16 protein-coding genes are annotated in these 20030 nt (G+C 61.4%); 6 read left to right on the forward strand and 10 right to left on the reverse strand.

Features of this window, described 5'->3' with window-relative positions; genetic code table 11:
* Position 1: 1 nt before the first annotated feature.
* Both AB7828_RS19760 and AB7828_RS19765 read right to left on the reverse strand, forming a co-directional pair.
* Complete coding sequence (locus AB7828_RS19760) at positions 2-820, reverse strand: chromate resistance protein ChrB domain-containing protein (protein WP_441230968.1); 819 nt, start codon at positions 818-820, stop codon at positions 2-4.
* Positions 821-964: 144 nt separating this feature from the next.
* Entirely contained in the window at positions 965-2377 is a 1413-nt protein-coding gene (locus AB7828_RS19765) for an MFS transporter (protein ID WP_441230969.1), read from the reverse strand.
* Positions 2378-2655: 278 nt separating this feature from the next.
* On the opposite strand from AB7828_RS19765, the gene sthA reads away from it, so the two are divergent.
* Entirely contained in the window at positions 2656-4050 is a 1395-nt protein-coding gene (gene sthA, locus AB7828_RS19770) for a Si-specific NAD(P)(+) transhydrogenase (protein ID WP_441232278.1), read from the forward strand.
* A gap of 61 nt (positions 4051-4111) precedes the next feature.
* Here the strand turns inward: sthA and AB7828_RS19775 are convergent, their stop codons facing one another.
* The 4 genes from AB7828_RS19775 to htpX all read right to left on the reverse strand — a co-directional run bounded on the left by AB7828_RS19775 (position 4112) and on the right by htpX (position 7693).
* Positions 4112-4861: a cupin domain-containing protein gene (locus AB7828_RS19775; protein WP_441230970.1), complete on the reverse strand. Its 750-nt coding sequence runs from the start codon at positions 4859-4861 to the stop codon at positions 4112-4114.
* Between the two features lie 53 nt (positions 4862-4914).
* Positions 4915-5337: a hypothetical protein gene (locus AB7828_RS19780; RefSeq protein WP_441230971.1), complete on the reverse strand. Its 423-nt coding sequence runs from the start codon at positions 5335-5337 to the stop codon at positions 4915-4917.
* 186 nt (positions 5338-5523) lie between these two features.
* Positions 5524-6603, reverse strand: coding sequence for a DUF4892 domain-containing protein (locus AB7828_RS19785; protein ID WP_441230972.1), 1080 nt, complete (start codon positions 6601-6603; stop codon positions 5524-5526).
* 157 nt (positions 6604-6760) lie between these two features.
* Positions 6761-7693, reverse strand: coding sequence for a zinc metalloprotease HtpX (gene htpX / locus AB7828_RS19790; RefSeq protein ID WP_441230973.1), 933 nt, complete (start codon positions 7691-7693; stop codon positions 6761-6763).
* 46 nt (positions 7694-7739) lie between these two features.
* On the opposite strand from htpX, the gene AB7828_RS19795 reads away from it, so the two are divergent.
* Both AB7828_RS19795 and AB7828_RS19800 read left to right on the forward strand, forming a co-directional pair.
* Positions 7740-7895, forward strand: coding sequence for a hypothetical protein (locus AB7828_RS19795; RefSeq protein WP_231078790.1), 156 nt, complete (start codon positions 7740-7742; stop codon positions 7893-7895).
* Entirely contained in the window at positions 7883-9109 is a 1227-nt protein-coding gene (locus tag AB7828_RS19800; RefSeq protein ID WP_441230974.1) for an LLM class flavin-dependent oxidoreductase, read from the forward strand. Before AB7828_RS19795 ends, AB7828_RS19800 begins: the two co-directional genes overlap by 13 nt.
* 130 nt (positions 9110-9239) lie before the next feature.
* On the opposite strand, the gene AB7828_RS19805 is transcribed toward AB7828_RS19800, so the two are convergent.
* Positions 9240-10013: a DUF4886 domain-containing protein gene (locus AB7828_RS19805; RefSeq protein WP_441232279.1), complete on the reverse strand. Its 774-nt coding sequence runs from the start codon at positions 10011-10013 to the stop codon at positions 9240-9242.
* A 150-nt stretch (positions 10014-10163) separates the two neighbouring features.
* Between AB7828_RS19805 and AB7828_RS19810 the strand changes: the two genes are divergently transcribed.
* On the forward strand, positions 10164-10460 hold the full coding sequence (locus tag AB7828_RS19810; protein ID WP_441230975.1) for a hypothetical protein: 297 nt from the start codon (positions 10164-10166) through the stop codon (positions 10458-10460).
* On the opposite strand, the gene AB7828_RS19815 is transcribed toward AB7828_RS19810, so the two are convergent.
* Positions 10441-10950 (reverse strand): cupin domain-containing protein, encoded by a 510-nt coding sequence (locus AB7828_RS19815; RefSeq protein ID WP_441230976.1) that lies wholly within the window; start codon positions 10948-10950, stop codon positions 10441-10443. The genes AB7828_RS19810 and AB7828_RS19815 overlap by 20 nt on opposite strands.
* A gap of 17 nt (positions 10951-10967) precedes the next feature.
* On the reverse strand, positions 10968-11810 hold the full coding sequence (locus tag AB7828_RS19820) for an SDR family NAD(P)-dependent oxidoreductase (protein WP_441230977.1): 843 nt from the start codon (positions 11808-11810) through the stop codon (positions 10968-10970).
* 245 nt (positions 11811-12055) lie between these two features.
* Here AB7828_RS19820 and AB7828_RS19825 point away from each other — a divergent pair, with 245 nt between their 5' ends.
* Complete coding sequence (locus tag AB7828_RS19825; RefSeq protein WP_441230978.1) at positions 12056-13744, forward strand: methyl-accepting chemotaxis protein; 1689 nt, start codon at positions 12056-12058, stop codon at positions 13742-13744.
* A 43-nt stretch (positions 13745-13787) separates the two neighbouring features.
* Here AB7828_RS19825 and AB7828_RS19830 read toward each other — a convergent pair whose 3' ends face one another.
* Positions 13788-14588, reverse strand: a complete 801-nt coding sequence (locus AB7828_RS19830) for a transglutaminase-like cysteine peptidase (RefSeq protein WP_441232280.1) — start codon at positions 14586-14588, stop codon at positions 13788-13790.
* Positions 14589-15155: 567 nt separating this feature from the next.
* Here AB7828_RS19830 and AB7828_RS19835 point away from each other — a divergent pair.
* Positions 15156-20009, forward strand: coding sequence for a cadherin-like domain-containing protein (locus AB7828_RS19835; RefSeq protein WP_441230979.1), 4854 nt, complete (start codon positions 15156-15158; stop codon positions 20007-20009).
* Positions 20010-20030 lie beyond the last annotated feature (21 nt).

The following is a 20030-nucleotide window of genomic DNA, read 5'->3' on the forward strand; positions in this document are numbered from 1 at the left end:
CTCAAGCTTTCGTCTTTGCTGTCGGCCAGTTGTGGGTTTCGGTGCCGGCATCGCGGCACCAGCGATAGAACGCATCGTACAGATTCAGTCCAGCCTCAAGCTGCTCGAGATCGTCGGCATACATCCGCGACAGGCCGAGTGACGCCGCCAGCAGGCCCGGCGCTTCCGGGGCGAGATCGAGCCGTGCTGTATCCGCTGCGCGGACAATGGTAGCCAGCCGCAGCAACGGCGGCGTGGTGAGGCCGAATTCCTCGATCATCACATCGAAGGTACAGAGCTCGCCGCGATGGCTCCAGAACACGCCTTCGATATCGAAGGGCGCAGCATCGAATTTCTCGCCGACTGCCGACACTTCCGACGGCGCAACGAACATGAACAGAGCCGCCGGATCGATGAAACGCCGGATCAGCCAGGGACAGGCAATGCGGTCGATCTTTGGGCGTTCGCGCGTCACCCACAAAGTGCGGCCCTGCGGGTTTTGCGGCGGCAGCTTGCTGGTGGGAACGCGCGGCAGGCCTGCACTCTCCCATGCGAAATACCCGCCTTCCAGAACCTCTGCCGGGATACCGGCATCGCGCAGCAGCGCGGCAACGCCGTGACTGAGCTTGAGACCTTTCTGGCAGATCACCATGGCGGACCGACCGCGCAGCGCCGCGGCCCAGCCATTCACGTCGCCGAATGGCCGCCGGACCGAACCTGGCAGGAGAAACGGCGACAGGGCGAAATCCTCGTCGGTGCGAACATCGACGAGCGCGGGACATTTCGGCGTCCCGATCAGGCGAACGAGTTTTTCAACGGAAATGCTGTTAATCGATGACATGGCGCGTCCTTGCAGGAATGCGGGACGCGATACTTGGGCATGTCGCCTCGTGGGGAGATCGCTTTGTCCCCATGCCCCAATATCAAGCCATCGCGATTGACCTGTCAAGGCGCGTGCTGGACGATCAAACGCTGTGCTGGAATTCTATGCGGCGCCCGCGCGGCGCATCCATAGCAGAAAGCCCGCACAGGCGGCGACCGACAACACGCACAATGCGAAGCTTGCGAGCAGCGCGATGACTGCCGATGCCTCGGATTGCACCGCGAAATAGACCGCGCCGATCGCAGCAACGCCGGCTGCATTGGCGATTTGTGTCGTGGTGCCGTACATGCCCGAGCCGGCTCCCGCGCTCGACGTTTGTACAGTCGACAGCACAGCACTGGACAGCGGCGCCATGACCAGACCCTGACCGTAACCGAACACGGCAAGCGGCACCGCCAGCAGCGATGCAGACGACGCGTTGACGGCCAGCACCGTTGCGGCCAGTGCGGCAAGACCGATGACCTGCACCACGCAGCCCTCGATCAGCACCAGCGTGCCACGATGGCGTGACCGCATGCCGCTGTGACGGGATGCGACAACGAAGGCCAGCGCCAGCGGTACGAAAATAAAACCGGCCCGCAGCGGCGGCATGTGCAGCGTATTCTGCATGAACAATGTCATCACCAGGTAAAATGACAGATTGGCGAAGAAGAAAAAGAACACCGCGCACAGCCCGCGCATGAAAGCAGCATCCGCGAGCAACGCCAGATCGATCAGCGGCATGCCACCGCGCAACGCGACACGGCGCTCCAGCCGGACGAAGCCGGCGATCACTGCCGCACCCGCTGCCATCGCCAGCCACACAGACAGCGCCCAGTGCAGTTCGTGCCCGAACAGCAGTGGGCCGATCAGACCGAGCAATCCGGCGAACAGCACCAGCGCGCCCGGTATATCCAGCCGCGTGCCTGGACGGCGGGGAACGGATGGCATCAGCCGCCACGCAGCCACTGTGATGACAAGCCCCACCGGTACATTGACGAAGAACACCGCACGCCAGCCGAGGCCTGCGAGGTCCATCGTCACCAGAAGGCCACCGAGCAGAAAGCCCGCAGCGCCGGCAAGGCCGAGCACGATGCCGTAGACGGCGAAGGCGCGGGCGCGGGTTTCTTCATCCACAAACAGCACATGGATGGTGGCCAGCACCTGCGGCACCATCAGCGCCGCAGTGGCACCCTGTGCCAGCCGCGCCAGAATCAGCTCCGGCCCGGACTGCGCGAGCCCGCACCACAGCGAGGTCAGGGTGAAGCCAAGCACGCCGGCGAGAAAGGTGTTCCTGGTGCCGTGGATGTCACCGAGCCGGCCGCCGGTGATCACCAGCGTCGCGTATCCGATCAGATAGACCGCAATAACGGCCTCGATCTGCGCCGCGCTGGCACGAAGCTCGGCCGCGATGGTTGGGATCGCGACATTGACGATAAAGGCATCGACCCCAAACATGAACTGCGCCGCAACGACGATCGCCAGCACCCACCAGCGGCGCGTGGAGTCGACAGGATTGGCAACGATCTGGTGCATGGTAGCGCCTCGCTCAACGGTTCGGCCTGAAGCAGCCGCCCACTTTGATCCCAGCTTCCAGTCATCGCGTCGATTACCTCGGAGGTAGCTTTATTCAATTGAACTCTCCCGTCGGAATTGGTGGCGCGCTGACCGCAGGCCCGGCTTCGCAGGTCGATCTCCCCGTCCAAGTCACACCGAATTTGCATTCCTCGTGCAGGAAGATACCGCCTGTGGCCCGATTGCTGCATGGCGAAGCGATTGCATATGCCGGCCCTTCCGGTTTCGAGGCCTCTTCGATGTATGACTACGACATGATCGTGATCGGCTCCGGCCCCTCTGGCCGGCGTGCTGCCGTCCAGTTCGCCAAGCTCGGCAAGTCCGTGCTGGTGGTGGAGAAGGGCCGGCGGGTCGGCGGCGTCTCGGTCCATACCGGCACCATTCCATCGAAGACCCTGCGCGAGACCGTGCTCAACCTGTCCGGCTGGCGCGAGCGCGGCTTCTACGGCCGTTCCTATCGGGTGAAACAGGACATCGATGCCCACGACCTGATTGTGCGGCTGCAGAAGACACTCGACCACGAGGTTGAGGTGCTGGAGCATCAGTTCAGCCGCAATGCCGTGAAGACGGCGCTCGGCGAGGCACGTTTCACCGGGCCGCACCAGATCGAGATCGCCAACGAGAAGAACGAGATCAAGAATGTCACCGCCGGTCATATCCTGATTGCCTGCGGCACCCGCCCGTTCCGGCCGGATTATGTCCCATTCGACAACAAGACAGTGTTCGACAGCGACGAGATCATCGACCTGCCGAAACTGCCGCGCAGCCTCGCAGTCATCGGCGCCGGCGTGATCGGCGTCGAATATGCGACCATCTTCAGCGCGCTCGATGTTGCCGTCACCCTGATCGAACCGCGGCCGACCTTTCTCGACTTCATCGACAAGGAGCTGATCGACGAATTCATGCATGAGCTGCGCGACCGCAATGTCGCGCTACGGCTCGGCTCCAAGGTCAATGCGATCGAGCAGAACGCACATGGCCAGATCGTCACCCGGCTCGCTGACGGCCGCAACGTCACGTCCGAGATGTTGCTGTTCGCCGCCGGCCGCGTCGGCGCGACCGACCGGCTCAATCTCGATGCTGCCGGCATCGCCGTCGATCACCGCGGTCGCATTGCCGTCGATCCCGTAACGCTGCAGACCAGCGTGCCGCATATCTATGCGGCGGGCGATGTCATCGGCTTTCCTTCACTGGCCTCCACATCGATGGAGCAAGGCCGCGTTGCCGCCTGCCACGCCCTCGGGATGGAACCGCTGGCGCCCCCGGAGTTCTTTCCCTACGGCATCTATTCGGTGCCGGAGATTTCCACAACCGGCCTCACCGAAGAGGAAGTGCGCCAGAAGGGCATTCCCTATGAGGTCGGCGTCGCGCGCTTTCGCGAGACCTCGCGCGGCCATATCATGGGCCTGGATAGCGGCATGATGAAGATGATCTTCTCGACCAAGACCCGCCGCCTGCTCGGCGTGCATATCCTTGGCGAAGGCGCGACCGAGCTGATCCATATCGGCCAGGCCGTGCTCAACCTGAAAGGCACGATCGACTACTTCATCCAGAACACATTCAACTATCCGACGCTGGCGGAGGCCTACAAGATCGCCGGGCTGGATGCGTGGAACAGGATGACGGCGCGGTAGCGCAGAAGCACCATGGCCACATGGATTCATGGCCTGACGTCACGCGTGGCATGCCCAGGTCCTAGCTGCGCTTGCCACCAATCGAGATGAACGCCATGAGACAGGGCTCCGGCAACGGGTTGCGCCAGCGATGGCGTGTCCCGTTCTGCACGACGCAGTCGCCCTGACGCAAATGGACTTTCTGACCATCGTCCAATTCCAGCGTCATCTCGCCGCGAACCACGACACCGTAATCGATCGTATCCGACGTGTGCATGCCTGGCACATCGCGCTCGAAATGATCCCCCATGCCCGGGACCTTGTCCGACAACTCGCGCAGCCCGCTTTCCATTGTGACGCCGGGCGGCGGCTTCCAGCCTTCGGGGCGTCTGGGCGGATAGGAGATCAGCCGAAACATCGTACCGCCCGGGCCGGGAAACGCTTTCGTTCCCTTGAGCATCGGATCCGCCTCCAAGCCGGTGAGCTGCGGCACGCCCTCGGTCCTATAGAGTTCGTAGAATGTCAGGCCGGGATTGGCATCGATCTCCACGACCTTGGACGTGACATCGAAGGACTTGAACACCGACTTGCCGGCTTCATCGCGGCCGGTCACGACCCGCTTGGGCGGTGGCAGCTCGCTCGCATCTTTCGCATCCGAGCTTTGCGGCAGCGCGACCAAAGCGCCGCCACCGGCGATGGCCGACAGCGCCTGAAGTAACTGACGCCGATCGCTGCCTGCAAATCGTTCGATACCCTGCGCGGCATCCAGAGACCCAGCATTCGAAGGCTTCGGCTTCTGACGTGACAACCACCGCCATGAGAACTTGCTCATCTGCATTCTCCATCGCGCTTTATCGTCAGCACATCGCTGTGCTGCGAGGCTGATCAGGCCGACATGACGTAGGGGATGCTGCCGATAATGGCGGCAAGCTGGAATGCGTTCGACAGCATGCCGCCCCAATGCATCCGTCGGAGCCGGCGCACGGCCTCGGCATCACCGGCGTCTCGTGCGCTCATCTGACTATCCATCCGCCGCAAGAACCAGCCCCGCGCCCAGATCGCAAAAGCCGCGATCAAGCCGATGCCGATGGTGAAAACCAGTCGACCCGCCAGTGCAAAGGCCGTTGTCGCGATGACACCGGCGATAGCGACCATCAGGAAATAGGAGCGGAACAGGCCCCGCAGCAGCTGTGTCACTTCCGGGATATCCAGCCTCACCAGCAGAAAGGCCGGTGACGACAGCAGAAAGAAGCCCATCGAGAAAATCAGAAGGACTATAGAGGCCAAGGCGACGGCATCGGGCGTCATGCAATTACCCTTCTATCTGTCCGGGCAACAACCTTTCCATCAACTTCCGATACCAATATCCCCGTGGGCCTCTTCGACACTATTGGGCTTTGGTCGAATCCGGAGAGATATGCCTTCTCCAACAGAACAGCGCCTATCCGAAGAACCTGACACGGGCGAACCCACCCAGCCGAACATCCGTTGCGATCAGTTCAGCTTGACGACCTCCACACGCCGGTTCTTGGCGCGGCCGTCATCCTGGTCATTCGATGCTGCGGGCGCGAGCATGCCGACACCGGCTGCGCGCAGGCGCTTGCCATCGGCGCGGAAGCTCGTGGTGAGCGCCGCCACAACCGACTCCGCACGGCGGCGCGACAGATCGAGATTGTAGTCATAGGCGCCCTGATTGTCGGTATGACCAACGACCAACACGGCCAGTTTGGGATCGGATGACAGAAGCCCGGCGATCTCTTGCAGCGTCGGCGATGATTCCGGCTTCAGGTCGGCTTTGCCTGTATCGAAGAATATTCCGTAGAGCGCAACGCGGCCGGTAGAGCCGATGATCTTCGCCATCTCGTCGGCCTTCACGACCACCATCTTCTGCTCACGCGGCTTCGGCTCGACGATATGCACGACGGCCACGGTGCGTTCGTTGAAGGCCTTGCAGTACAGATCGTCCTTCACGAGATAGGTCTGCACGGTGACATAGGCTTCGCCGCCAACTTGCGGGATCTTGGCAGCGAAGAAGCGCTGATCGTCGAGATGAGACGCCATGGCGCATTTGCCATTGGAGAAATCACCGTCTTTCAACTGCGCTTCAGCGACGAAATACATCAGCAGGCTCATATCGCCGCCGCCGCCCGCGGCCGAGCGCGTCGGATCGCCCCCGCAGTCATCGGTCTTGCAGGTGTACAGAACCTCGCCGCCGGCTGCTTTCACCACATCCTGATAGTTTCGCAGCACTTCGAGCGGCGAACGGTTGGCCGGAAGCAGATAGGTGATGCGCGTCCGCGCACCTTCCACTTCAAGCGCCTTGTTCGGCTTGTAGACCTGATTGTTCATGCGATCGCGGTCGCTATCACCCGTCTTTTCGAGCTTCGACAGCGGGATGGTGAAGTCAGTGAAGGCGAGACGCTCATAGCTGATGATGAAGGAGCCGTCGTAACGCTTCAGCAGCGCACTATCCCGGGCACCGGGAATATCCTTGTTGGGAATCGTCGCATCGGCCTGTGCCGCACACGCACCGAACAGAACAAACAAGCCAACCGTCAGAATGCGTCCGAGCATGAGCCATGCGCCCCCGTTTCAGGAGCGCACACGATGACGATTCACGAGGTGGAAACAAGCGGACTCACGCGCAACGAATCGCCGCGCAGCCATGCCCGGTTTTCATTGAACCGTACGATGCTGCGCGGCGACCAATCTCGTTAAGTCCAAATGGGTTTTAGCCCCACGGACCGCGCGGACGCGACTGACCGCCGTTCCACGGGCCAGTTGCTTGAGGCGCGGATCGCGTCGGTACCTGCGACTGTGCCCCCATCTGCCCCGCAAGCTGCTGCAGCGCTGCGATTCGATTTTGCGTCGCGGGATGCGTGGTGAACAGATTATCCATGGCACGCCCCGACAGCGGGTTGATGATGAACATATGCGCTGTCGCCGGCGCGCGCTCGGCATCCTCGTTGGGAATCTGATGCGCGGCGTTGTCGATCTTGGCCAGCGCCGAAGCGAGCCACATCGGTTGGCCGCAGATTCGCGCGCCCATCTCGTCGGCGGCATATTCACGGGTCCGGCTGATCGCCATCTGCACCAGCATGGCGGCGAGCGGCGCCAGGATCATCAGCGCTATCTGGCCGATCATGCCCGGGCCATTATTGTTGCGGTTGCCGCCGAAGAACATGCCGAACTGCGCGATCATCGAGATCGCACCGGCAATTGTCGCGGTAATGGTCATCAGCAGCGTGTCGTGATGCTTGATATGCGCCAGCTCATGCGCCACCACGCCTGCGAGTTCCTCGCGCGACAACTGCTGCATCAGGCCGGTGGTCACGGCAACGGCCGCGTTCTCCGGATTCCGGCCGGTCGCAAAGGCGTTCGGCTGCTGATTGTCCATGATGTAAATCTTGGGCATCGGCAGGCCGGCGTTCTGAGCGAGCTCGCCGACCATGCGATACAAGTCCGGCGCGTTGCTGATATCGACCGGCTGGGCGCCGTGCATCGACAGCACCGCGCGGTCCGAATTCCAGTAGGCGAACATGTTCATGCCAGCGGCGACCACCAGCGCGATCATCGCACCCGACGCGCCGCCCATGAGATAGCCGACGCCCATGAACAAGGCGGTCATGCCGGCCAGCAGAATCGCGGTCTTGAAGTAGCTCATTGGTCCTCCTGCCCGCCTGCGGGAAACGCTGCGGTGCAGCCATCAAATGGTGATCGGCCCGATCGTTCCGCAAGGCGGCATTGTGCGGCAGCGCGTCGCGGCCATGCAGCGGATTGCATTGAATGCCGCGACATGTGGCCATAGGCTGCGCAACGAAAACATTAAAAAACATTACAAAGAGGAAACACTATGGCTCGCGTGAAGTTCGGCGCCTTTCTCGCACCGCATCATCCGATCGGCGAACATCCGATGCTGCAGTTCCGGCGGGACCTCGATCTCGTCGAGCAGCTCGATGCGCTCGGCTACGATGAATTCTGGTGCGGCGAGCATCATTCGTCGGGCTGGGAGATGATCGCCTCGCCGGAAATGTTCCTCGCCGCGGCAGGCGAACGTACCAAGCGCATTCGCCTGGGGACCGGCGTGATCTCGCTGCCCTATCATCATCCCTACAATGTCGCGCAACGCATGGTGCAGCTCGACCACATGACCGGCGGCCGCGCCATCTTCGGCTCCGGGCCGGGCGCGCTCGCCTCCGACGCGCATACGCTCGGCATCGACCCGATGACCCAGCGCGACCGCCAGGACGAAGCTATCGCCATCATCCGCCGTCTGTTCAACGGTGAGCGCGTCACCGCGAAAAGCGACTGGTTCACCATGAACGACGCCGCGCTGCAGATCCTGCCGCTGCAGGAGGAGATGCCCTTCGTGGTTGCGTCGCAGATCTCGCCTTCGGGTATGACGCTGGCCGGCAAATACGGCATCGGTATCATCTCGCTCGGCTCGATGTCGACGCAGGGATTGATGGCGCTGCCGACGCAATGGGGCTTTGCGGAGGATGCCGCGAAGAAGCACGGCACCACGGTGGACCGCGCCAACTGGCGCGTGCTGCTGTCCTGGCATATCGCCGAGACCCGCGAACAGGCGGCGCGTGAGGCCGGCCCCGGCCTGATGCGCTGGCACAACGAATACAATGTTGGCACGCTGCAGCGACCGGGCCTGCAGCCCTTCACCTCACCCGAGGACGCAGTGGAAAAGACGGCGGGCGGCGAGAATGCGGCCTCGACCATCGGCACGCCGGATGACCTCATCAAGACCATCAAGAACCTGATGCAGGTCTCGGGCGGTGTCGGCACCATCATCGGCTTCGTGCATGACTGGGCCAATCCCGAGAACACGAGGCGCAGCTGGGACATGGTGGCACGCTACGTGGTGCCGGAGATCAACGGCTACATCGCATCACTGCGCAAGTCGCAGCAATTCGTCATCGAGAACCGCGAGGTGTTCGAGCGCGCCGGACAGGCCGTGATGGCCAAGATCATGGCCAATGAGAAAGCAGCGGCGGCGCTGCCGCTGACGGGACCGGGACGCGTGGCGATCCCACTGGTGAATGCACCGGATCTGCAGAAGAAGAGCTAAGCCCGCTCGGCTCAGGCCTTTCCTCCGTCATTGCGAGGAGCGAAGCGACGCGGCAATCCAGCTCTTCACTTCGGCGAAGAAAGACTGGATTGCTTCGCTGCGCTCGCAATGACGGGGAGAAGCTGGCGGCCTACTTCCCGTAATAATCCTGCGCCGTTTCCCACGCCGCCGTCTGCAGCATCTTCGCAGTCGCTTCATCGATACCCGCGAGATACGGATTGCCCACCGGCGAGCGGCCCGTCAGCGCGGCGAAGACCACGCAGGACGCAAGGTATGTGCCTGCCATGCTCGGATGACGCCTGTCGGGCTGGTACAGATTGAGCTCGGGCTGCTTCGCGCGCACCCTCGCAAATGCCAGACCTGCCGGAATCACCAAGGCATTGTTATCATTACCGGCGACCGTATAGGCCTCGGCCAGTTGCTGCGTCATCTCCGGCTTGTCTTCATAGGCCCAGGACATGAAGAAGATCGGCTTCGCGCCATGGGCGCGGACGATGTCGGCATCCTTTTTCACATATTCGGTAAAGACCGACTTCAGCTTGGGATGGATCGGGCACTGGCTGCAATCCATCATGATCGCAGCATCGAACAGCCGCTCCCGCTTGTTGAAGATGATGTTGTTATTATCGTCGAAGGAATAGGACGCGATGGCGTTGGGTCGGAAATAGCTCTCGACATCATGCCATTCGAAGCCGGAGCCGCCGATGGTCACCGAGGTCGCCTGGTAGCTCGTCCTGTTGGCGGGATCGGCAGCGCGCACCATCCCTAGCACGTGGCTGTGCATGCTGTTGTTGAAATAGAAGAAGCTGTTGCCGATGAAGATCTCGGTCTTGGGGAAATCGGGCCCCAGCGACGTGACCTTGGGTTTGGTCTGCGCTTGCACCGCAACGGGCACACTGGCCATGGCAGCAAGGGTCGCCACAGCGACAAGCAAGACTCGCAAAGTTCTGGACAATGGAATGTCTCCCGGTTCTTATTATGTGCGGATATGCGTATCGATAGCATAGGTCGGTGCGGATTGCGCCGGCCTCGATCGCGGGAGGCAGACAGCGCCATGCCCCATGAGCTCGATTCCCATGACCTCGATCCCCTGATCCTTGATCTCCTGGAATGGATCGCGCGCGAACCCAGATCCCATGCCGACGTGCTCGATGCATGGCGGACGTCGTGCCCACGACTGACGGTGTGGGAAGACTGCATCGACCGTGGATTCGCGACGCGCCTGCACATCGCTGGACATGGCTCCGTTGTTCAAGTGACGGCCGCAGGCTTGTCCTTCCTGCAATGGCATGGCCGTGTCATGCCAAAGACACCAGCCTCGATCACCGCAACTAGTCCAGCGGCATCGTAAGCTGCGCGCCTTCATCGGCCACAAACACTGCGATCAGCTCGGCCGGCTCCGTATTACTCGCATTGGCCGAGACGAGATGCGTCGAGCCCGGCGGCTCGAAGAATGACTGCCCAACCTTGAAGATTTCGACCGGACCGCCGCCGAGCTGCGAGCGGATCTCTCCCTTGGTGATGTAGGCTGTCACCGTGCCGGAATGACGATGCGGCGCGCTGAAGCCGCCGGGTCCATAGGACACGCGTACAATGGTCACGCGCTTTCCCGGCACATTCGGCAGCGCATGCGACGTGATCAGTTCCACCGCATCGCCGGGATTGGCGCTGGAGCCAGCGTTGACGGCGCAAAGCGGCGCCAGAACAATCGACAAGGCGTCCATTGTCGCCGGAAGTGCTTTGCCAAGGGCAATCGCACACATCAGTCCTGCGGCAACGGCAACAGACACATAGCGGGCTTCAGGCAGCCGCGGCGCGATCGCATCGCATGTGATGGACATTCTTCGCTCCCTGCCCGTCAGCCGTTGTCCTGGCCGAACGCCTTGCGCATCGCGACATAGCCCTGCTGCTGCTGGCTCCAGTTACGACCGCCGGTGACACCGCCATCGACCACCAGATCGTTGCTATTGACGAAAGACGACTCGTCGCTGGCGAGGAAGACGGCGGCATGGGCGATGTCGTCCGGCAGACCAGCGCGCGGGATCGGCTGTGCAGCCTTGAATGCCTCGCGCATCAGCGCCGGCGTCTGCTCGGCTGCTTGCACCGATAGTCCCAGCGCCTTGCCGAAGATTCCGGTGGCGATGGCGCCTGGCGAGATGCTGTTGACGCGCACGCCGCTCTCACCGAGCTCCATCGCCACGCATTTGGTCAGATGGATGACCGCGGCCTTGGCGGCGCCGTAGACCACCGAGGACGAGTAGCCGGCGAGCCGGCCGGCAATACTGCCATTGTTGATGATGCTGCCCGAGCCCTGCTTCTTCATATGCGGGGCGGCATGTTTCATACCGAGCATGACGCTGCGTACGAGTGTCGCCATCGCCGTATCGAAACGATCGACGTCGAGGCCTTCGATACCACCGGTTTGCGCCGGACCGCCGGCATTGTTGAACAGGCAATCGATGCGACCGAATTTCTCGACCGCGTGACCGATCAGTGCACTCATCTGCGCTTCATCGGTAACGTCGGTCTGACGGAAACTGCAATTTGCGCCGAGCTTCAAAGCAAGCGCATGGCCTTCCGGCGCGCGACGCCCGGCAATCACAACTTTCGCACCCTGCGCGATGAAGATTTCCGCCGTACGGTATCCGATGCCGCTCGTTGCACCGGTGATGACTGCGACCTTGTTGTCGAGACGCCCCATATCGTTTCCCCGTTTGTTTTTATGGCCGGCATTTGACGCCCCGAACCTGCGCCCGCGCAAGGCGTATTTTGAGTCAGCGCGACTCGCAGCCCGCTGAATTTGCAGATGAAGCGGCGCACTTTCCAAGCCACAACCGTCGGAGAGTCCCGAGAATTACGATTAAGGAAGTTCTAAGACGCATCTGCGTATCGTGCAGCATTGTACCGCCATCCAAGCATGGCTCGCGATTGCTGGAGACCTTTTCCGTGAAGCTGCTCAATAACCTGCCGATTTCCGCCAAGCTCGGGCTTCTCGTCACCGTCACTCTGATCGGTCTCTGCCTCGCCGGCGTGCAGGCGACGCGCCTCGTCAGCGCCGAGATGCGCAGCTCTCGCATGGAGCAGGTTCTCGCCATCGTCGAAACGGCGCGCAACATGGCGCTCGGTCTGCAGAAGCAGGTGACAGCCGGCGAGTTGACGAAGGATGCCGCGATCCAGGAATTCGTCAAGCGCGCCCGCACGATGACTTATGACAAGGGCAACGGCTACGTCTTCTCCTATGACATGAACGGCATCGCGCTGGTGACGCCGGATCCGAAACAGTTCGGCACCAACCGGCTGGACGTCCCGACCAACGGCCGTGCGCTGACCCGCGAGTTGCGCGACGGCGTCGCCGCCAAGGGCGATGTCACGCTGTATTACGAATACATGAAGCCGGGCACGACCGAATTGATCCGCAAGTTCTCCTATGCGGTTGCCGTGCCCGACTGGAATCTGTTCGTCGGCACCGGCGCCTATCTCGACGACCTCGATACCAAGATGACGCCGATCATCTGGTCACTGGCGACAGCGATCCTCGGTATCGCGGTCATTGCCGGTCTGATCGCCTGGTTCATCGCCCGCAGTATCACGAGGCCGCTGAGCCAGCTCGGCACCCGCATGCGGGATCTTGCTGACGGCAAGCTGGAAGCCGAGATCCCCGGCGCCGGCCGTCGCGACGAGATCGGTGCGATGGCTACGACGGTGCAGGTATTCAAGGACAACGCGATCCGCATGCACGGCCTCGAGCAGGAAGAGGTCGCCGTCCAGCAGCGCGTCGCCGCCGAACGCAAGTCGGCGATGAACAGCCTTGCCGATGGCTTCGAGCAAAGCGTCAACGGCGTCGTGAAATCGGTTGCGACGTCCGCGGCCGGAATGCAGGCCACCGCATCGTCCATGACCAACACCGCAAGCGAAACCACCGATCGCGTCGCCAGCGTCAGTATGGCGTCCGAGAAGGCGCTGAACAACGTGCAGACCGTTGCGGCTGCAGCGGAAGAACTGACGGCGTCCGTCGAGGAAATCTCGCGGCAGGTCGCGCAATCGACCGAGATCGCGCGGCAGGCCGTCGGCGAGGCAGACCGAACCAACGCAACGGTTCAGCTCCTGTCCGGCGCAGCTGAGAAGATCGGCGTTGTGGTTCAGTTGATCGACACGATTGCAGCACAGACCAACCTCTTGGCGCTCAATGCCACCATCGAGGCCGCCCGTGCAGGTGAAGCGGGGCGAGGCTTCGCGGTTGTCGCGTCGGAAGTGAAAGCCCTCGCAACCCAGACGGCCAAGGCGACGGAGGAAATCTCGGCGCAGGTTGCCAGCATGCAGTCGACAACCGGCGATGCCGTCTCGGCGATCGGCAATATCAGTGCGACCATCGAGAAGATGAGCGAGATTTCGATGGCGATTTCATCGGCCGTCGAGGAGCAAGGCGCTGCGACCCGCGAAATCGCCCGCAACATTCAGGCGGCAGCCACCGGCTCCAGCGAAATCGCCACCAATATCGGCAGCGTCAACGCAGCAGCCTCCGCCACGGGACAAGCGGCCGGACAGGTCCTCAACGGCGCGCGTGAACTCGACGGGCAGGCCAGCATGCTGCAATCGGCGGTGACGGACTTCCTGACCAAGGTTCGCGCGGCCTAAATCAGGCGACCGACCGAGCTTCGATCGATACGGGCCGTTCCGCTTACAGTGCGGGGCGGCCCGATGCCTTTTTGGCGTTGGATGCCAGCGTGGTCAGAGCTGCTTCATCCGCAACGGGACGCTGCGTAGCTGCCAGCAGCGGCGCATCGACATATTGACGGATGCCGTTGTGATCCATCACGAACAGCGGCCGGGTGTTCTTCATGTTGACGTCCTCGACCATAGCCATGCGACGGTTGTCGAGCATGAACCAGCGGCCATCGAGACGGGCGGCCGCAACAGCGTGGTCTTCCTGGCGCAGCGTATCGCGCAGGATCACAACGCGCAGATCCTCGGCCGCAACGCCGGCGGCACGTAATGCGGTAAACTTGGCGATGGCATAGTCCTCGCAATCGCCGGCACCAGTGGCGAACAGTGCCAGCGGCGAGCGCCAGACATCCGTTGCGCCATAGAGCACAAGATCATCACCGGGCCGAACCGCCAGATTGATAGCGCGATTGACCTCACCCATGCGGGCGCGACCATCGCGAGCACTGGCATCGCCGACGATATCCAGAAACTTCGCGGCCTCAGGCGAGCAGCGGACGGGTATCTCGGCACAAAGCTCGACGGCAAGCTGCTCGTCGTCCTGCTCGCGTTCCACCCCGCGCCATTTGGTTTTGAGCTCGCCTTCCGGCAGCGCCGATGTGGCGAGGCCAAACGGCTCCGCAGGCCGCTCGACTGCGTCGATCGCCTGGTCAGGAAAGGCCGTTCCGGCCAGGAGATCAGCGGGTGCCGCGAAAATCGCCAGCCCCAAGGCCAGCACAGACGCGCAGCGCACCCGCGCAAAAGCAGAAGTCCACATCATAGACGCCCCGTCTGTCCGGGCATCGGCAAGCAGGGCTGCTCGCACGTGACCGGATCATTTGTGGGGCCATCTTGAGGCGGCTAATTTTCGACGAGATTAAAAGGGGGTAGCCGGGTCGGCGAAGTTCGCGGACAGGCTAAAGGGGGGCTAACCGGCTTGACGACAATTTTATCGAAATGGCCGAAAGGCTAATACGGGAGGGATTATATTACCTCACGCATTCGTTCCAGCGACGTCGATTTCCGCAACCGGGAACACAGCCTGAACTCGGAACATCGTTACCGAAAATTCACTATATGGATCAGTGGTATCCGGATGATTTCACAAAACGGGCGATAGCTTGAAAAAGTGATGCGCAGACGTCCACTATCGCATTGCACCCCGCGGTGGTATGCATGGCTCGCAAATTAGCTAATTAATAACCATAACCATGCGCGGTAGAAATTGAACTACGCGGGTCCATTCGAATTTTCGCAATCTGGCGATGCTCCGGCCGAACCAACGGCTGGTGGCGGCAGTGTTGGCCATACGTTTTCCGCTCATACGGCCGGTTCCGCGATTGTCGTGCAGGATGCCAACCTGCTGTTCTCCGGCGACTACAAGCGCTCCGGCGTCGATCTCGTCCTGTCCAAGGACGGGCACGAACACGTCGTCTCCGACTATTTCAAGGGTTCGCTGCGCGCAGCTCTGTCGTCGCCCGATGGCGCGCAGCTGTCCGGCGACCTCGTCACCGCCCTTGTTGGTGAAGTGCAGGTCGCGCAGCTCGGCGGCGGCGCCACTGCCGCCGCGCAAGTCATTGGTACTGTTAGCAAGCTAGCCGGCAGCGCGACAGCCATCCGCAATGGCGTCTCTGTGACGCTCAATGTCGGAGACCAGGTGCAGAAGGGCGACGTGGTCCAGGCTGGCGCAGACTCATCGCTGACCATGACTTTCATCGATGGCACCGTGTTTGGCCTCTCGGCCAATGCACGCATGGTGCTGAACGAGATGGTCTACGATCCCCAGGGATCGGCGAACTCATCCTTGCTCAGCCTCGTGCAGGGCACGATCACTTTCGTTGCCGGCGAAACTGCCAAGCATGGCAACATGCGCGTCGATACGCCGGTTGCCACGATGGGCATCCGCGGCACCGCCGTGTTGGTCGAAATCGGTTTCGAAGTGCCCGGACAGGGCGGCGCACCGCCGGTGAAATTCCAGGTTCTGGTCGAGCCCAACGGCGCGACCGGCTCCTACGTTTTGTATAGCAAGACCAGCGGCCAGGCGATCGGCACCGTCAATGCGGCCGGTCAGGTCACCAGTGTGCTCGGCAATGGCGATACATCCACAGGCATCGCCGATCCGCTGACGCCGATCGCACGGGCGATCATTGAGCAAACGCTGCAGACCTATTTCCCGAACTACGTTCCGAACGCCAATCCGCGCAGCGGACCCGGCGGCGGTTCATCTCCGGGCGATCCCAATTCCGGCACCAGTCCGGATCCCTTGAAATTCATAATTCCGGATCTTCTGCCGAACCAGCCCTACACCGTCCCGATCAAGCTGCAGGGCGACGGCTCCAACACGTCGCCGATCGACGTCACCTTCACGCGCTTCAACACCGCGCCGATCGTCACCGTCGCTCCGGTTGTCGTGATGCTGCCGGTCGACAAGACCAGCTTTGAAATCAAGGATCAGGTCCAGATCACCGATCCGGATAGCGGCGACGTTGCGACACCCTATGTGCCGGGCACAGCGCATATCATTTCGGCGAGCGGCCCGAGCGGCACACCCACGTCGCTTGACCTCAAATCGCTGGTCACCGTCGATCCACAAACCGGTCATGTCAGTTACAATCCGGCAGCGTTCAAGTTCCTCGCCGCCGGACAGAAGGCCGTCTACACCATCGGCTTCGACAGCCAGTCCGGGCCGGACACGACCCATGAGACTCTGACCTTCACGGTCGATGGCTCCAATGATGCGCCTGTCGTGCTGTCGGCACTGACCGCTGCAGCGAGCCAGGATGACGGCGCGCAGAGTTTCAACCTGCTAGCCGGCGCATCCGACGCCGATCTCGGCGAAACGGCGACATTGACTGTCGGCAACGTCAAGTTCGCGCTGAATGGCGGCACCGCACAACAGGCCGCACCGACCGGCGTGACACTGACCGGCACGACGCTGCATGTCGATCCGAGCGCCTTTGCCTATCTCGGCGAAGGCCAGACCGCGACCATCACCGTCACCTACAACGTTATCGACGCCCATGGGGCGAGCGTCGCGCAGACCGAGACGATTACGGTTACGGGCGTGAACGATCAGCCGACGATCGTATCGACGAACTTCACAGTGCCTCAGGGCGGAGAAGTCACGCTCGGCGCCACGAGCTTCACCATCAGTGACCCGGATGTCGGCTCAGACTTCACATTTACCGTCACCAATGTGAGCGGCGGCTATTTCGTCGTCGATCCGCCGCCTGGCCAGCTTCTTCGCTTCGCCGGATTCCGAGCGCTCTCCGAGAGCCAGGCGATCACCTTCACCATGGCCGACCTTCAGCACGGACGGGTTCACTTCATCAGCGACGGCAGAGGCCCGCCATCATTCGACCTCCAGGTCGATGACCGCAGTGGAGCTCCGAACAGCCAAAGCCCGACAGCGACTCAGACTGTCAAATTCTCGGACCTTGCCCCTGTCGTCGACAAGCCGCTCACGTCAGCGGCAAACGAGGGCGACTGTGCCGTCACGGTCGATCTCCTGACAGGCGTTAACGATCCGGATGGCGGAACGCTGTCGATCGACAACGTGCGCTATACGATCGGCAACGACGATTCATCAACAGATCTTCCGGCAGGGCTGTCGCTTAACGGCACGTCGTTGACCTACGATCCTGCAAATAAAGCATTCGATCATCTCGCTGCCGGCGAGAAGATGATTATCACCGTCAGTTACGACATCTTCGATGGCCAGGGCGGCAAGACCACGCAGACGGAAACCATCACCGTCACCGGCACCAATGACCGGCCGGCGATCAAATCCGCTTCGTTTGCCTTGAGCGAGGGTGGCACCACTGTTCTCTCCGCCACCAGCATCGGCATCGTCGACCCTGACAGTCACGACTTCTCCTTCACCGTCTCCCAGGTCCGGCACGGCAAGTTCCAGATTCAGACCGAGAGCGGCAACTGGTGCGACACCACCACATTCACCTCGGACGACCTCGACGCCGGTCATGTCCGATTCGTGCATGACGGCAGCGAGTCCGACGCGAGCTTCTCGATCCGGGCTAATGACGGCCAAAGCGAGCATAACCTCAGCGACACCTTCCGCGCCACTATCGAGATCGAGCACGTCAACGACGCTCCCAAGATGCTCGCGGCACCGCTGCTGATCGCCGAAGGCGCCACGGTCGTCCTGACCGTCCTGAACTTCCTTGTAAACGATCCCGACGACAACAGCTTCACCTTCACGGTCTCCGACGTCGAACACGGCGTGTTCAAGATCAAGCAGGGAAACAGCTGGGTCGAGACCGATCACTTCACCACCGCAGACCTGAAGGCCGGCCGGGTTATCTTCACGCATGATGGCGGCGAGATTCCGCCGTCATATACCGTCACAGCCGACGACAACCACACCGATACACCCAATCACCTGAGCAATCCGGTCGACAGCACCGTGGTCTTCATCCCGGTCAACGACGCGCCGAAGATCGTGAACGCTCACTTCAGCGTGGACCAGGGCGGCAGCGTCCTGCTTCACGCATCGAATTTCGGCGTCTGCGATCCAGACAGCAGCAGTTTCAAATTCACCGTCTCCAATGTGAAGGGCGGTCATTTTGAAACTTACAACTATAGCCACGGGCAGTGGTCGTGGACGACCGATACGAGCTTCACCACAGCGGAGCTGAATGCTGACCACGTCCGTTTTGTGCAGGACGGCAGCAACAAAACGCCGACTTTTTCGATCAAAGCTAATGACGGCTCGTTGTTCAACAGCACGAGCGATGCGTTCAGTGGCGGCAGCACACTAACGCATCCGGCGCCGACCGCAAATGAAGATCACATCCTCAACGCAGCAGTGCCCTCGCTTGGTGACGGCTGGCTACTGAACATCGATAACGGCCACTATTATCGATTGGTTACAACCGCATCGAGCTGGAGCGTCGCAAAAGCGACGGCTCAAGCGGACGGTGCTTATCTCGCAACGATTACAAGCCAATCCGAACAGGACTTTGTCGGGCCGCTTGCCACCGGCTATCGCGCCTGGCTCGGAGGCGTGAGCCATGACGATGCGAATGGCTCGGGACATTTTTTCTGGGCAACCGGCCCCGAGGCAGGCACGCCCTTGAACTATGCACACTGGGCTCCGCTCGAGCCGAATGGCGGTGGTGGCGCGAATACACAATACATTCACATCGAAGGCGTCACCGACTCCCAAAATCTTGGATGGAACGACGAACCGGGTTTTGATAACGGACGTGTCTTCATCGAGGAATTAGGTGGATTGCCGGGACAGATCGCTTTCCGGGAAGACACCGGCACGACGCTGACGACACAGCAGTTGCTGCAAAACGACACTGGCCAGAACCAGAGCTCGCTCTCTATAACCGCAGTGAGTACAACGAGCGTCCACGGCGGATCGGCGACGCTCGCCGACAATATTATCACCTATCATCCATCTGCGAACTACAATGGCGCCGACAGCTTCACATACACGCTGTTCGACGGCACGGTGACATCAACGGGTACCGTCAGCTTCGACGTTGCACTGGTCAATGACGCGCCGATGATCTCGACGGAAAACCTGTCTTTTTCGCAAAGCCAGTCCGGCCAGATCACACTGATGGGGATTTCGGTCGCAGATGCGGACTCTTCAAACGGGAATTTCACCGTCACCACCGCAACAGGCTGGGGCCATGCGACCCCCGTCGGAGGCAACTCCGAGAGCTTTGCTGCCATCAATGCGAGTCTCGCACAAGGTATCACCTATGCGCCCGGCAACTCTGTCCCCCCGACCACGGAGAAGGTGTCGGTTACGGTCACCGATAGCGATGGCGCATCAGACTCGGTGAATTTCATCGTTGCGTTGTCAGACTCGGCTTCGATTGTTCTCGAGGGAACCAGCGGCAAGGACGTCATTCTTGCGACTTACCTGAAGGACACGTTGACCGGAGGCGCTGGCAAGGATCAGTTTGTCTTCGCGAATAATCAGGGCCAGCATACGATCACGGATTTCAAGCCGGGCGAAGACCGGATTGATCTCCACATGCCGAATGCGCCGACGACTGGCAGCACTTTGACGGCCTGGCTCGATGCGCACGCCACCCAGGTCGGTAACGATACGCTGATCCATCTCGATGCGCCCGACGCGGTGGTGCAGACCAACACGATTCTGCTTCAGGACGTGGTCAAAAGCCATCTCACTGCAAACGACTTCATTCTGCATGCCTGATCCCGTGCGGAGGGATTTCGG

The sequence above is a fragment of the Tardiphaga sp. 215_C5_N2_1 genome, from assembly GCF_052076055.1.
In the GTDB taxonomy this organism is placed as follows: Bacteria; Pseudomonadota; Alphaproteobacteria; order Rhizobiales; family Xanthobacteraceae; genus Tardiphaga; species Tardiphaga robiniae.

Excerpts from the sequence above, each read along its gene's own strand:
- AB7828_RS19760 (WP_441230968.1), bottom strand. The coding sequence starts at position 820 with ATGTCATCGATTAACAGCATTTCCGTTGAAAAACTCGTTCGCCTGATC.
- AB7828_RS19765 (WP_441230969.1), bottom strand. The coding sequence starts at position 2,377 with ATGCACCAGATCGTTGCCAATCCTGTCGACTCCACGCGCCGCTGGTGG.
- sthA (WP_441232278.1), top strand. The coding sequence starts at position 2,656 with ATGTATGACTACGACATGATCGTGATCGGCTCCGGCCCCTCTGGCCGG.
- AB7828_RS19775 (WP_441230970.1), bottom strand. The coding sequence starts at position 4,861 with ATGAGCAAGTTCTCATGGCGGTGGTTGTCACGTCAGAAGCCGAAGCCT.
- AB7828_RS19780 (WP_441230971.1), bottom strand. The coding sequence starts at position 5,337 with ATGACGCCCGATGCCGTCGCCTTGGCCTCTATAGTCCTTCTGATTTTC.
- AB7828_RS19785 (WP_441230972.1), bottom strand. The coding sequence starts at position 6,603 with ATGCTCGGACGCATTCTGACGGTTGGCTTGTTTGTTCTGTTCGGTGCG.
- htpX (WP_441230973.1), bottom strand. The coding sequence starts at position 7,693 with ATGAGCTACTTCAAGACCGCGATTCTGCTGGCCGGCATGACCGCCTTG.
- AB7828_RS19795 (WP_231078790.1), top strand. The coding sequence starts at position 7,740 with ATGGTGATCGGCCCGATCGTTCCGCAAGGCGGCATTGTGCGGCAGCGC.
- AB7828_RS19800 (WP_441230974.1), top strand. The coding sequence starts at position 7,883 with ATGGCTCGCGTGAAGTTCGGCGCCTTTCTCGCACCGCATCATCCGATC.
- AB7828_RS19805 (WP_441232279.1), bottom strand. The coding sequence starts at position 10,013 with ATGGCCAGTGTGCCCGTTGCGGTGCAAGCGCAGACCAAACCCAAGGTC.
- AB7828_RS19810 (WP_441230975.1), top strand. The coding sequence starts at position 10,164 with ATGCCCCATGAGCTCGATTCCCATGACCTCGATCCCCTGATCCTTGAT.
- AB7828_RS19815 (WP_441230976.1), bottom strand. The coding sequence starts at position 10,950 with ATGTCCATCACATGCGATGCGATCGCGCCGCGGCTGCCTGAAGCCCGC.
- AB7828_RS19820 (WP_441230977.1), bottom strand. The coding sequence starts at position 11,810 with ATGGGGCGTCTCGACAACAAGGTCGCAGTCATCACCGGTGCAACGAGC.
- AB7828_RS19830 (WP_441232280.1), bottom strand. The coding sequence starts at position 14,588 with ATGTGGACTTCTGCTTTTGCGCGGGTGCGCTGCGCGTCTGTGCTGGCC.